The sequence below is a fragment of the Enterobacter sp. MGH120 genome, from assembly GCF_001037725.1.
Taxonomy (GTDB): domain Bacteria; phylum Pseudomonadota; class Gammaproteobacteria; order Enterobacterales; family Enterobacteriaceae; genus Enterobacter; species Enterobacter hormaechei_C.
Genome location: NZ_KQ089940.1, coordinates 4441717 through 4454426, shown reverse-complemented (window position 1 = coordinate 4454426; position 12710 = coordinate 4441717). Strand labels below are relative to the sequence as shown.

Here is a 12710-nt window from a genome sequence, read left to right as displayed (position 1 = left end):
TATGCATAACCACTGCATAAATGCCTGTGTGCAATTAACAGTGGATTAACACATTTCCCGATAAACATGCGCTGACGCAAATCTTGTCAAAAAAGGGCTGGTATGGAAGAGGCAATTCTCGTATAAAACATAAAAATGAAACAATGTTTTAATCTGAGGGTTGTATCATGATTATTGGCAATATTCATCATCTCCAGTCCTGGCTGCCAGAAGAGCTGCGCCAGGCCATTGAGCACGTTAAGGCCCACGTCACCGACGCAACGCCGACCGGTAAGCACGACATCAATGGCAACAGCCTGTTTTATCTGGTTTCGGAGGACATGACCCAGCCGTTCGCCGAGCGTCGCGCTGAATACCATGCACGCTATCTGGATATTCAGATTGTGCTGAAGGGTCAGGAAGGGATGACCTTCAGCACCCTGCCTCACGGCACCCCGGACACCGACTGGCTGGCGGACAAAGACATCGCGTTCCTGCCGGAAGGCGAGCAGGAGAAAACCGTGGTGCTGAGCGAAGGGGATTTTGTGGTGTTCTGGCCGGGCGAAGTGCATAAGCCGCTGTGCGCGGTGGGAGCACCGGCGCAGGTGCGTAAGGTTGTGGTGAAGATGCTGGTAGAGTAACCCCTCACCCCGGCCCTCTCCCAAGGGGAGAGGGTGTAAAAGTTCCCTCTCCCCTTGGGAGAGGGTTAGGGTGAGGGCACCAGACCGCACCCACGCATAATGTGATCCAGCTTAAACTTCCCGCACTCCCTCACCCCTTCCCATTTACCTGCGCTTTTTCTGCGTCATAGTATGATCGTTAAATTAATGAACGCCGTTCTATAATGTAGAACAAAATGTTTCAACAAGGAGATCTCATGCCGCAGTCCGCGTTGTTCACGGGTATCATTCCCCCTGTCTCCACCATTTTTACCGCCGATGGCCAGCTCGATAAACCGGGTACCGCCGCGCTGATCGACGATCTGATTAAAGCAGGCGTCGACGGCCTGTTTTTCCTGGGCAGCGGCGGCGAGTTCTCCCAGCTCAGCGCCGAAGAGCGTAAAACCATTGCCCGGTTTGCGATCGATCATGTCGATCGTCGCGTGCCGGTTCTGATCGGCACCGGCGGCACCAACGCCCGGGAAACCATTGAGCTGAGCCAGCACGCGCAGCAGGCGGGCGCGGACGGCATCGTGGTGATCAACCCTTACTACTGGAAAGTATCGGAAGCGAACCTGATCCGCTATTTCGAGCAGGTGGCCGACAGCGTCACGCTGCCGGTGATGCTCTATAACTTCCCGGCGCTGACCGGGCAGGATCTGACCCCGGCGCTGGTGAAAACCCTCGCCGACTCGCGCAGTAACATCGTCGGCATCAAAGACACCATCGACTCCGTCGCTCACCTGCGCAGCATGATCCACACCGTTAAAGGCGCCCATCCTCATTTCACGGTGCTGTGCGGCTACGACGATCATCTGTTTAATACCCTGCTGCTCGGCGGCGACGGGGCGATCTCGGCCAGCGGCAACTTTGCCCCACAGGTGTCGGTAAATCTTCTGAAAGCCTGGCGGGATAACGACGTGGCGAAAGCGGCTGAGTATCATCAGACCCTGCTGCAAATCCCGCAGATGTATCAGCTGGATACGCCGTTTGTGAACGTCATTAAAGAGGCGATCGTGCTCTGCGGTCGTCCGATTTCTACGCACGTCCTGCCGCCAGCCTCGCCGCTGGACGAGCCGCGCAAGGCGCAGCTGAAAACCCTGTTACAACAGCTCAAGCTCTGCTGAGCCGGACGATAACGATGACCATTGAGAAAATTTTCACCCCACAGGACGATGCGTTTTATGCGGTGATCACCCACGCGGCGGGGCCGCAGGGCGCGCTGCCGCTGACTCCGCAGATGCTGATGGAATCCCCCAGCGGCAACCTGTTCGGTATGACCCAGAACGCCGGGATGGGCTGGGATGCCAACAAGCTCACCGGCAAAGAGGTGCTGATCATCGGCACCCAGGGCGGCATCCGCGCCGGAGACGGACGCCCGGTCGCGCTGGGCTACCACACCGGGCACTGGGAGATCGGCATGCAGATGCAGGCGGCGGCGAAGGAGATCACCCGCAACGGCGGGATCCCGTTCGCCGCCTTCGTCAGCGATCCGTGTGACGGTCGCTCGCAGGGCACGCACGGCATGTTCGATTCCCTGCCGTACCGCAACGACGCGGCGATCGTGTTTCGCCGCCTGATCCGCTCCCTGCCGACGCGCCGGGCGGTGATCGGCGTGGCGACCTGTGATAAAGGGCTGCCCGCCACCATGATTGCGCTGGCTTCCATGCACGATCTGCCGACCATTCTGGTGCCGGGCGGGGCGACGCTGCCGCCCACCGTGGGGGAAGATGCGGGCAAAGTGCAGACCATCGGCGCGCGCTTCGCCAACCATGAGCTCTCCTTGCAGGAGGCCGCCGAGCTGGGCTGTCGCGCCTGCGCGTCGCCGGGCGGCGGGTGTCAGTTCCTCGGTACGGCGGGCACCTCGCAGGTAGTGGCGGAGGCGCTGGGTCTGGCGCTGCCGCACTCTGCACTGGCCCCGTCCGGGCAGGCGGTGTGGCTGGAGATCGCCCGCCAGTCGGCGCGGGCGGTCAGTGAACTGGATAACCGCGGCATCACCACGCGCGATATCCTCACCGACAAAGCCATCGAAAACGCGATGGTGATCCACGCGGCGTTCGGCGGCTCCACCAATTTACTGCTGCATATTCCGGCCATCGCTCACGCAGCGGGCTCCACTATTCCGGACGTTGAGCACTGGACGCGCGTCAACCGCAAGGTGCCGCGCCTGGTGAGCGTGCTGCCCAACGGCCCGGACTATCACCCGACCGTGCGCGCCTTCCTCGCGGGCGGCGTGCCGGAGGTGATGCTCCACCTGCGCGATCTCGGCCTGTTGAATCTGGACGCCATGACCGTCACTGGCCAGACAGTGGGCGAGAACCTCGACTGGTGGCAGAGCTCGGAGCGCCGTAAGCGCTTCCGCCAGTGCCTGCGCGAGCAGGACGGCGTGGAGCCGGATGACGTGATCCTGCCGCCGGAGAAGGCAAAAGCGAAAGGGCTGACCTCGACGGTCTGCTTCCCGACGGGCAACATCGCGCCGGAAGGATCGGTGATCAAGGCCACGGCGATCGACCCGTCGGTGGTGGGTGAAGATGGCGTTTACCGCCACACTGGCCGGGTGCGGGTGTTTGTCTCGGAGGCGCAGGCGATCAGGGCCATCAAGCGGGAAGAGATTAAGCAGGGCGATATCATGGTGGTGATCGGCGGTGGCCCGTCCGGCACCGGCATGGAAGAGACCTACCAGCTTACCTCCGCGCTGAAGCATATCTCGTGGGGCAAGACGGTGTCGTTAATCACCGATGCGCGCTTCTCGGGCGTGTCGACGGGGCCTGCTTCGGCCACGTATCGCCGGAGGCGCTGGCGGGAGGGCCGATTGGTAAGCTGCGCGATAACGACATCATTGAGATTGCCGTGGACCGCCTGACTCTGACCGGTAGCGTGAACTTCATCGGTACCGCGGACAACCCGCTGACGCCGGAAGAGGGCGCGCGCGAGCTGGCGCGGCGGCAGACGCACCCGGACCTGCACGCTCACGACTTTTTGCCGGACGATACCCGGCTGTGGGCGGCATTACAGTCCGTGAGTGGCGGCACCTGGAAAGGCTGTATTTATGACACCGATAAAATCATTGAGGTAATTAACGCCGGTAAAAAAGCACTCGGCATTTAATTATTTTCTGAGAGAAAGTCGTCTGCGGAAAATATTCCGCGGGCGGTTTTTGCTTGTCTTTAATTTTATAATTTAAACAATGACTTATGATATATCGTTGGCGTCACAAAAGCGAAATAACGTAATTCAGAAATAAGATATGACCATTGCTGGTTAATTGAGCATCTCATTACACTCCATTAACACGATGTTGTAATTCAGCACACTACATAAGGGTGTAATTCTGATGACGCAATTAACCATGAAAGACAAAATTGGCTACGGGCTGGGTGATACCGCCTGCGGCTTCGTCTGGCAGGCCACGATGTTCCTGCTGGCCTATTTCTACACCGACGTGTTCGGTCTCTCCGCGGGCATAATGGGGACGCTGTTTTTAGTTTCCCGCGTGCTCGACGCCGTGACCGATCCGCTGATGGGGCTGCTGGTAGACCGCACCCGCACCCGCTACGGCCAGTTCCGCCCGTTCCTGCTGTGGGGCGCCATCCCGTTTGGCATCGTCTGCATGCTGACCTTCTACACGCCGGACTTCTCCGCGCAGGGCAAAATCATCTACGCCTGCGTGACCTACATTCTGCTGACTCTGGTCTACACCTTCGTTAACGTCCCGTACTGTGCCATGCCGGGGGTGATCACCGCCGACCCGAAAGAGCGTCATGCCCTTCAGTCCTGGCGTTTCTTCCTCGCCGCCGCTGGGTCGCTCGCCATCAGCGGCATCGCGCTGCCGCTGGTCAGCATCATCGGCAAAGGGAACGAGCAGGTGGGCTATTTCGGCGCCATGTGCGTGCTGGGTCTGAGCGGCGTGGTCCTGCTTTATGTCTGCTTCTTCACCACCAAAGAGCGCTACACCTTTGAAGTGCAGCCTGGCTCGTCGGTGGCGAAAGATCTTAAGCTGCTGCTGGGCAACGGCCAGTGGCGGATCATGTGCGCCTTCAAGATGATGGCGACCTGCTCCAACGTGGTGCGCGGCGGGGCGACGCTCTACTTCGTGAAATACGTGATGGATCACCCGGAGATGGCGACCCAGTTTTTACTCTACGGCAGCCTCGCCACCATGTTCGGCTCGCTCTGCTCGTCTCGTCTGCTGGGCCGCTTCGACCGCGTCACCGCCTTTAAGTGGATCATCGTCGCTTACTCTCTGATTAGCCTGCTGATCTTCTTCACGCCGGCGGAGCATATTGCCCTGATTTTCGCCCTCAACATCCTGTTCCTGTTCGTCTTTAACACCACCACGCCGCTACAGTGGCTGATGGCCTCTGACGTGGTGGATTACGAAGAAAGCCGCAGCGGGCGACGCCTGGACGGGCTGGTGTTCTCCACCTACCTGTTCAGCCTGAAGATTGGCCTGGCAATTGGCGGGGCAGTAGTGGGCTGGATCCTGGCGTACGTGAACTACTCCGCCAGCAGCAGCGTGCAGCCGGTCGAGGTGCTGACCACCATCAAAATTCTGTTCTGCGTGGTGCCCGTGGTGCTCTATGCGGGCATGTTCATCATGCTGTCGTTTTATAAGCTCACCGACGCCCGCGTGGAGGCCATCAGCCAGCAGCTGATCAAGCACCGCGCGGCGCAGGGCGAGGCCATTCCCGACGCCGCGACAGCCGCATCCCATTAACCGGAGGCAACATGGAAATCACTAACCCGATACTCACCGGCTTCAACCCGGACCCGTCCCTGTGCCGCCAGGGCGAGGACTACTACATCGCCACCTCGACCTTCGAGTGGTTCCCGGGCGTGCGCATCTATCACTCCCGCGACCTGAAAAACTGGTCGCTGGTCAGCACCCCGCTGGACCGTGTGTCGATGCTGGACATGAAGGGCAACCCGGACTCCGGCGGTATCTGGGCACCGTGCCTGAGCTACGCCGACGGCAAATTCTGGCTGCTCTACACCGACGTGAAGATTGTCGATTCGCCGTGGAAAAATGGCCGCAACTTCCTCGTCACCGCGCCGTCCATTGAGGGGCCATGGAGCGAGCCGGTCCCGATGGGCAACGGCGGGTTCGATCCGTCCCTGTTCCACGACGACGATGGCCGCAAATACTACCTCTACCGCCCGTGGGGGCCGCGCCATCACAGCAACCCGCACAACACCATCGTGATGCAGGCGTTTGACCCGCAGACCGGCACCCTCTCGCCCGAGCGCAAAACGCTGTTTACCGGCACGCCGCTCTGCTACACCGAAGGGGCGCATCTTTATCGCCACGCGGGATGGTACTACCTGATGGTTGCCGAAGGCGGCACCAGCTACGAGCACGCCGTCGTGGTGCTGCGTGCAAAAACCATCGACGGGCCGTACGAGCTTCACCCGGACGTGACGATGATGACCAGCTGGCACCTGCCGGAGAACCCGCTGCAAAAGAGCGGCCACGGCTCGCTGCTGCAAACCCACACCGGGGAGTGGTATATGGCCTACCTTACCAGCCGCCCGCTGCGCCTGCCCGGCGTGCCGCTGCTGGCCTCCGGCGGACGCGGCTACTGTCCGCTGGGGCGCGAGACCGGCATTGCCCGCATTGAATGGCGCGATGGCTGGCCGTACGTGGAAGGCGGCAAGCACGCGCAGCTGACCGTGAAAGGCCCGCAGGTGGCGGAGCAGCCTGGCGCCGCTCAGGGTAGCTGGCGGGATGATTTCGACGGCAGCACGCTTGACCCTGAATTGCAGACTCTGCGCATTCCGTTCGACGACACCCTCGGCTCGCTCACCGCGCGCCCCGGCTATTTACGGTTGTACGGCAACGACTCGCTCAACTCGACCTTTACCCAGTCGACCGTGGCGCGCCGCTGGCAGCACTTCACCTTCCGGGCCGAGACGCGGATGCAGTTCTCGCCGGTGCACTTCCAGCAGAGCGCGGGGCTGACCTGCTACTACAACAGCAAAAACTGGAGCTACTGCTTTGTGGACTACGAGGGGGGGCAGGGCAGAACGATTAAGGTGATCCAGCTTGACCACAACGTGCCGTCATGGCCGCTGCACGAGCAGCCGATTCCGGTGCCGGAACAGGCTGAGAGCGTCTGGCTCCGGGTGGATGTGGATAGGCTGGTCTACCGCTACAGCTACTCGTTCGACGGCGAGACGTGGCATGCCGTGCCGGTGACGTATGAGGCGTGGAAGCTGTCGGATGACTATATTGGCGGGCGCGGCTTCTTCACCGGCGCGTTTGTGGGACTGCACTGCGAGGACATCAGCGGCGACGGCTGCCACGCTGACTTCGACTACTTCACCTACGAGCCGGTCTGACGGCTCAGGCCGGGTAGCCCAGCGCGCGTGAGAGCTGGAGCCCGGCCTGCTGAAGCTGCTCGCGGAAATCAGCCAGCTCTGCGTCGTCCACGCGGGAGGTCAGCGTCGACAGGCTCAGGGCGGCGATGACGCGGGACTCGTGGTTCCACACCGGCACCGCCACGCAGCGCACGCCCTGCTCGTTCTCTTCGCTATCCAGGGCATAGCCCTGCTCGCGGGTCTGCGCCAGGGCACTCATTAAGGCTTCGCGAGAGGCAAGGGTAGAAGGGGTATAGGTGGTGTACTGATAGCCCTCCAGCAGGGCGTTCAGCTCGGGCTCGCCCAGCCAGGCAATCAACACCTTGCCGATGGCGGTGGCGTGAACCGGCAGGCGGCGGCCGATGCGCGAATAGGCGATGGCGGCCAGCTTGCCTTCAATCTTCTCGATATAGACCCCTTCACGCCCGTCCAGTATCCCCAGATGGGTCGTCTGCCCGGTCCGCTGGGACAGCTCCGTCAGCCAGCCTTTCGCCTTCTGCCGAATATCCATCGAGCCCACGACAAAATGCCCGCGCTCGACCAGCTTCATGCCGAGGCGATACTTACCGTTCTCCGGGTTCTGATCGATATAGCCGTGAAGCTGGAGGGTTTTCAGCAGCGAGTGGAGGGTACTCTTGCTCAGCCCCATCAGTTTGCTGATGTCGGTGATCTTAAGCTCGGTGGCCTGCTCGTTGAACAGGTCGAGGATCTGCAACGCACGTTCAACAGACTGAATAATCGGCATAATGCTGGTATGTCCACGCTGGAATTAAGGCGAAAACGTACCTTTTTCGGGGTGAAAAATCAATTGAGTCGAGCGGGTTGTGGGAGAAAGGGCATCAGCCGCATCGTCGCCTGATTTGCCCGGCGGCGCTGCGCTTGCACGGGCCTACGGGTTTTGTAGGCCGGGTAAGCGCAGCGCCACCCGGCAACAAAGGCGGCTCCATTATTGTTAGCGGGGGGCATCAATTATTATCCCGAGCGGCGACAGACTGAATTTTCCAGATCCCATCTTCTTTAACCATGCAATCAATGACTGTGTGCTGGGTCTTTTTGCCAAACGTGATATTCACGTTTACACAGACCGGGTCTGAATCATACGAATCAATAGCCACATTCTCAGCCCAGTCCTCGCCGATATATTGCGATTTCATAAAAAAATCAGCCTCGTAAAATTCAGCGTCGGCATAACGGGGATCGTCTGCATGACGTAATTTTTTTATGGTGCTGGCCGTAACGAACTTATCGATTTCATTTCCCTGTTGGATGGGATAACGATCGTTGTTCACTTGTTTAATGTACCAGCGATTGAATTCAAGAGCGCGCTGCATCGGCATCTGAAAATCTTCGGCCCCCAATGCTGCTGTGCTGAATAACACAATTAAGATGAGCTTATTCATATTAATAATGCCTGTATAAGGTTATTGCTGGCTGAAGTTGGCGATAGGTTGGCCCCGGGTACAGTGTTCTCTGTTTAAAATCTGAATACCAGGTTCCAGCGCCATCGTAAATACAGACATGCCCGTACTGATTCGGGCCGGGCAAGGCATCAATCACCGCGATATCCCCCTCTATGGGAGTGCCATAGACTTTTGAGAATCCTGCTTTTTCAAGAGAACGCCAGAAATCCTTAGCGTTTGCCCCTTCGATTTTAAGCCCTCCGGCTCGAATGGCGGCGGCGATTGCTCGAGCGCAATAGTGTCCAGTATGGGTTAGTGCGTGGCTACGGGCGTATGACACAGCTTCATGTTTATTCCATGACATAAAAAATCCTTATTAATGAAATGCAGCAATAAGGAAATATTACGCCGATAATATACGGTGTTTTGTAATTGATAATGACCTGATATTAACCATTATCTACTCAGTAAATAATGGTTAATAAAAACATAAATACCTATTATCGTTAATGCGTATCTGAGAAAGCGTCAGTAAAATGAATTTTTCTGCCTGACGATAACGCTGTTGTCGTTTTTAGGTTTTTCTCCCTCTCCCTGTGGGAGAGGGCCGGGGTGAGGGCACCAGCGCTCAGAGGACCCAATCACTCCCCAAGCGTCGCCACCATCACCGCCTTAATCGTATGCATCCGATTTTCCGCCTGGTCGAACACGATGCTCGCCGGCGACTCAAACACCTCGTCCGTCACTTCCATCCCGCCGTGCAGATCGAACTCTTTCGCCATCTGCTTGCCGAGCGTGGTCTGGTCGTCATGGAACGCCGGCAGACAGTGCAGGAACTTCACGTTCGGGTTGCCGGTCAGCGCCATCATCTGCGCGTTCACCTGATACCCGCGCAGCAGCGCAATCCGCTCCGCCCACTTCTCTTTGGCTTCGCCCATCGACACCCACACGTCGGTATAGATAAAGTCCGCGCCCTTGACGCCCGCCGCCACGTCTTCCGTCAGGGTGATTTTCCCGCCGTGCTTTTCCGCCAGCGCGCTGCACTCTGCCACCAGGCTCTCTTCCGGCCAACAGGCCTTCGGGGCCACCAGGCGTAGATCCAGCCCGGTCAGCGCCGCCGCTTCCAGCATCGAGTTGCCCATGTTGTTGCGCGCGTCGCCCGCGTAGACCAGCGTCATCTCGTTAAACGCCTTGCCCGGCAGGTGCTCCTGCATGGTCAGCAGATCCGCCAGCAGCTGCGTGGGGTGGAACTCGTTGGTCAGCCCATTCCACACCGGCACGCCCGCGTACTGCGCCAGCGTCTCGACCACTTCCTGGCCGTGGCCGCGATACTGAATGCCGTCGTACATCCGCCCGAGCACCCGTGCGGTATCCTTAATTGACTCTTTATGCCCAATCTGGCTGCCGCTCGGCCCTAAATAGGTAACGCGCGCGCCCTGGTCAAATGCGGCAACTTCGAAAGAGCAACGTGTACGGGTCGAGTCTTTTTCGAAGATGAGCGCGATGTTTTTGCCAGTAAGCTTATGTACTTCCTTGCCATTTTTTTTATCGGCTTTGAGCTGTGCGGCAAGGGTCAGCAGAGAAGTGAACTGTGCAGGGGTAAAGTCGAGCAATTTCAGAAAGTGTTTCTTGTACAGATCAGACATTTTATCCTCACATGGCGAACGCCACTTATTGAATTAAAATTCACTTTATATGTGTAATTATTCATTTGCAACCCCGTTTCACAAATCTTTCCAACAAAGGTGGAGGCAAACCCGTCCGTGTGTGAAAATAGAAGTATCTGCCGCACTTTAAAGAGGATTGACCCATGGCAAACCCGGAATTACTGGAAGAGCAACGCGAAGAGACGCGTCTGATTATTGAAGAACTGCTGGAAGACGGTAGCGATCCGGACGCGCTGTACACCATCGAGCACCATTTCTCTGCGGATGATTTCGACGCGCTGGAAAAAATGGCCGTGGAAGCCTTCAAGCTGGGTTACGAAGTGACCGAGCCGGAAGAGCTGGAAGTGGAAGAGGGCGACACCGTCATCTGCTGCGACATCCTGAGCGAAGGCGCGCTGAAGGCGGAGCTGATCGACGCGCAGGTAGAACAGCTGATGAACCTGGCCGAGAAGTTTGAAGTGGAATACGACGGCTGGGGAACCTACTTCGAAGATCCGAACGGTGAAGACGGCGAAGAAGGCGACGACGAAGATTACGTCGACGAAGACGACGACGGCGTGCGTCACTAAGCGTTTCAGGCGGTGGCGCGCGCCACCGCTTTTTTCAAGGCAGAACCATGGATTACCCGCAGATACTCGCCCCCGTACTCAACTTCCTCCAGTGCCCGACCCCGCAAGCATGGATTGATAAAGCCCGCGACCCGGCGAACCTGCCGCTGCTGCTCACCGACCACATGGTGTGCGAGCTCAAGGCCGCCCAGACCGCGCTGCTGCTGGTGCGTAAATACGTCGCCGACGAAAGTGGTGCCGACGCGCTGCTCGACTGGCTCAAACCTTACGAACAGTTCACCTTTCGCGACGGCCCGGAGCCGGACTTCATCGCCCTGCACAAGCAGATTGGCAAAAGCGTGATGCCCAAAACCGACGACCCGTGGGGCCAGGCGCTCATCGACAGCATGGTGCTGCTGATTAAAGAGGAGTTGCACCACTTCTGGCAGGTGCGTGAGGCGATGCTGGCCCGCGATATTCCGTACGTCAAAATCACCGCCAGCCGCTACGCCAAAGGGATGCTGAAGGAAGTGCGCACCCACGAACCGCTGACGCTGATCGACAAGCTCATCTGCGGCGCCTACATCGAAGCCCGTTCCTGCGAACGCTTCGCCGCGCTGGCCCCGTTCCTCGACGATGACTTACAGAAGTTCTATCTCTCGCTGCTGCGCTCGGAAGCGCGCCATTATCAGGACTACCTGACGCTGGCCCAGCAGGTGAGCGACGACGATATCTCACCGCGCATACAGCTTTTTGGCGAAATTGAAGCCACACTTATCTCGACACCGGACCACGAGTTTCGCTTCCACAGCGGCGTGCCGGTGTAAACCGGCACAACTCAAGGATAAGGATGCGAGATGAAAAAAACGTGGATCAGTACGGTCGTTGTTATTGTCGCGGCCGCCGCCGTGGCGTTCTGGGTGTTCTTTGACAGGCAACGCGCTCCGGAAGCGCAGATTGATACCACCCTCAACGCGATGCCTGCCTGGCAGGTGATTAAGGAGCAGGAGCCCGCGCTGCATCAGCGCATCCTCGACCAGATGACCGCCCTGCAAAAAGCCGGCGAGCCGGAGCAGCAGATTATCGACACCATCCAGCCGCAGATCCTGCATTTGCAGATGTCGCGCCTGCAAAACGCCCCGGACGCCAACGTGGTGAACTACATGACCATCAACATGGAGCAGACCGCCGCCATCCAGAAGGTGAGCGACGACGCCTGCTTCCGCTTCCTCTACCCGATGGTGAAGGGCGGCGTGAACCCGATGCGCATGCTGGATAAAGACCTGATGACGCGGCGCATGCAGGCCGACGCCGACATGATGCGTGCGGCCTACGGCAAAAACCGCCACACCGTGACGCAAGCCGAACGCGAGGCGGCTGTCGAGGATGTGCGGCCGATTATGAAACAACTAGCCGATAAGTACGGCGAGGACATCCAGCTGTTGCAGATGCCGGAGAAGGCGGTGGGCAAGGAGAAGCTCTCCTGCGACATGGTGCAGGAGATGTGGGCGAAGGTGCTGGCGCTGCCGGAGCAGAAGGCGGCAGGGGTGATTCGGCTGGCGGTGTCTGAGCTGGAGTAACCAGGGCGCTGGTTTTTTGGGCACTTAGCGCGGGTTTCGCGCGTCGTCGCTTGCATGGCGGCGCGCGACAGGTATAATCCACAACGTTTCCGCATCCCCTTCAGTGCCGAAGTGGCGAAATCGGTAGACGCAGTTGATTCAAAATCAACCGTAGAAATACGTGCCGGTTCGAGTCCGGCCTTCGGCACCAAGTCACTAAATTCCTTACAATACAGCTAGTTAGAAGATTAAATCTGTCTCTTTTGCCTGTAAGAAATGCTCTGTTATGTCCCTTGAAAAAGCCGCTGTGGTTGATAGTGGTAATTGGGATGTTAACTCATAGCGGCGTGTAGTTCCAAGCGTCAAACACGTACTGACTCAACTTGAAAGCTATGACGTAGCCACCGTCTCTAAACAATCCCAAAAACTTTTAGTGAAGCGCATTTTAGCCCGATGCCCCCGTTCTGTCGCCGTCGCGAGACGCCGCAGGGGATAAACAGGTTTATGGTGGTCACGGTACTTGCAGACCATATGCAAGCTC

Annotated in this window: 12 protein-coding genes, 1 tRNA gene and 1 pseudogene; 9 read left to right on the top strand and 5 right to left on the bottom strand. The window is 58.4% G+C overall.

What is annotated here, in order from left to right; all coding sequences use genetic code 11:
• Positions 1-167: 167 nt before the first annotated feature.
• The 5 genes and pseudogenes from SK54_RS20825 (at position 168) to SK54_RS20805 (ending at position 6977) form a co-directional block, all read left to right on the top strand.
• The gene (locus SK54_RS20825) at positions 168-620 is read left to right on the top strand and encodes a YhcH/YjgK/YiaL family protein (RefSeq protein WP_032647053.1); all 453 of its coding nucleotides are present in this window, start codon (positions 168-170) and stop codon (positions 618-620) included.
• 236 nt (positions 621-856) lie between these two features.
• A complete protein-coding gene (gene yagE / locus SK54_RS20820) occupies positions 857-1765 on the top strand; it encodes a 2-keto-3-deoxygluconate aldolase (protein WP_032647056.1) in 909 nt (302 codons plus the stop codon).
• A 14-nt stretch (positions 1766-1779) separates the two neighbouring features.
• Positions 1780-3746, top strand: a pseudogene (yagF, locus tag SK54_RS20815) (xylonate dehydratase YagF).
• 226 nt (positions 3747-3972) lie between these two features.
• Entirely contained in the window at positions 3973-5355 is a 1383-nt protein-coding gene (locus SK54_RS20810; RefSeq protein WP_017694629.1) for an MFS transporter, read from the top strand.
• A gap of 11 nt (positions 5356-5366) precedes the next feature.
• Positions 5367-6977: a glycoside hydrolase family 43 protein gene (locus SK54_RS20805; RefSeq protein WP_048247897.1), complete on the top strand. Its 1611-nt coding sequence runs from the start codon at positions 5367-5369 to the stop codon at positions 6975-6977.
• A 4-nt stretch (positions 6978-6981) separates the two neighbouring features.
• On the opposite strand, the gene xynR is transcribed toward SK54_RS20805, so the two are convergent.
• From xynR to SK54_RS22710, 5 genes are all read right to left on the bottom strand, one after another.
• Positions 6982-7740, bottom strand: coding sequence for a DNA-binding transcriptional repressor XynR (xynR, locus tag SK54_RS20800; RefSeq protein WP_048247895.1), 759 nt, complete (start codon positions 7738-7740; stop codon positions 6982-6984).
• Positions 7741-7960: 220 nt separating this feature from the next.
• Positions 7961-8395 carry a DUF3828 domain-containing protein gene (locus tag SK54_RS20795; RefSeq protein ID WP_045348359.1) on the bottom strand — a complete coding sequence of 145 codons (435 nt, stop codon included), beginning with the start codon at positions 8393-8395 and terminating at the stop codon, positions 7961-7963.
• A 1-nt stretch (position 8396) separates the two neighbouring features.
• A complete protein-coding gene (locus SK54_RS20790) occupies positions 8397-8759 on the bottom strand; it encodes a hypothetical protein (protein WP_017383896.1) in 363 nt (120 codons plus the stop codon).
• Positions 8760-9036: 277 nt separating this feature from the next.
• Positions 9037-10041, bottom strand: coding sequence for an ornithine carbamoyltransferase (gene argF / locus SK54_RS20785; RefSeq protein ID WP_048247893.1), 1005 nt, complete (start codon positions 10039-10041; stop codon positions 9037-9039).
• Entirely contained in the window at positions 10011-10106 is a 96-nt protein-coding gene (locus SK54_RS22710) for a putative translational regulatory protein ArgL (RefSeq protein ID WP_213014347.1), read from the bottom strand. The genes argF and SK54_RS22710 overlap by 31 nt, the downstream gene beginning before the upstream one ends.
• Positions 10107-10205: 99 nt before the next feature.
• On the opposite strand from SK54_RS22710, the gene rraB reads away from it, so the two are divergent.
• The 4 genes from rraB (at position 10206) to SK54_RS20765 (ending at position 12380) form a co-directional block, all read left to right on the top strand.
• Positions 10206-10631, top strand: coding sequence for a ribonuclease E inhibitor RraB (rraB, locus tag SK54_RS20780; protein ID WP_003862940.1), 426 nt, complete (start codon positions 10206-10208; stop codon positions 10629-10631).
• A 47-nt stretch (positions 10632-10678) separates the two neighbouring features.
• The gene (gene miaE, locus SK54_RS20775) at positions 10679-11437 is read left to right on the top strand and encodes a tRNA isopentenyl-2-thiomethyl-A-37 hydroxylase MiaE (protein ID WP_023295833.1); all 759 of its coding nucleotides are present in this window, start codon (positions 10679-10681) and stop codon (positions 11435-11437) included.
• Between the two features lie 30 nt (positions 11438-11467).
• Positions 11468-12190 (top strand): hypothetical protein, encoded by a 723-nt coding sequence (locus tag SK54_RS20770; protein WP_048247891.1) that lies wholly within the window; start codon positions 11468-11470, stop codon positions 12188-12190.
• A 105-nt stretch (positions 12191-12295) separates the two neighbouring features.
• Positions 12296-12380: transfer RNA gene (locus tag SK54_RS20765), tRNA-Leu, on the top strand.
• Positions 12381-12710 lie beyond the last annotated feature (330 nt).

Excerpts from the sequence above, each read along its gene's own strand:
- SK54_RS20825 (WP_032647053.1), top strand. The coding sequence starts at position 168 with ATGATTATTGGCAATATTCATCATCTCCAGTCCTGGCTGCCAGAAGAG.
- yagE (WP_032647056.1), top strand. The coding sequence starts at position 857 with ATGCCGCAGTCCGCGTTGTTCACGGGTATCATTCCCCCTGTCTCCACC.
- SK54_RS20810 (WP_017694629.1), top strand. The coding sequence starts at position 3,973 with ATGACGCAATTAACCATGAAAGACAAAATTGGCTACGGGCTGGGTGAT.
- SK54_RS20805 (WP_048247897.1), top strand. The coding sequence starts at position 5,367 with ATGGAAATCACTAACCCGATACTCACCGGCTTCAACCCGGACCCGTCC.
- xynR (WP_048247895.1), bottom strand. The coding sequence starts at position 7,740 with ATGCCGATTATTCAGTCTGTTGAACGTGCGTTGCAGATCCTCGACCTG.
- SK54_RS20795 (WP_045348359.1), bottom strand. The coding sequence starts at position 8,395 with ATGAATAAGCTCATCTTAATTGTGTTATTCAGCACAGCAGCATTGGGG.
- SK54_RS20790 (WP_017383896.1), bottom strand. The coding sequence starts at position 8,759 with ATGTCATGGAATAAACATGAAGCTGTGTCATACGCCCGTAGCCACGCA.
- argF (WP_048247893.1), bottom strand. The coding sequence starts at position 10,041 with ATGTCTGATCTGTACAAGAAACACTTTCTGAAATTGCTCGACTTTACC.
- SK54_RS22710 (WP_213014347.1), bottom strand. The coding sequence starts at position 10,106 with ATGAATAATTACACATATAAAGTGAATTTTAATTCAATAAGTGGCGTT.
- rraB (WP_003862940.1), top strand. The coding sequence starts at position 10,206 with ATGGCAAACCCGGAATTACTGGAAGAGCAACGCGAAGAGACGCGTCTG.
- miaE (WP_023295833.1), top strand. The coding sequence starts at position 10,679 with ATGGATTACCCGCAGATACTCGCCCCCGTACTCAACTTCCTCCAGTGC.
- SK54_RS20770 (WP_048247891.1), top strand. The coding sequence starts at position 11,468 with ATGAAAAAAACGTGGATCAGTACGGTCGTTGTTATTGTCGCGGCCGCC.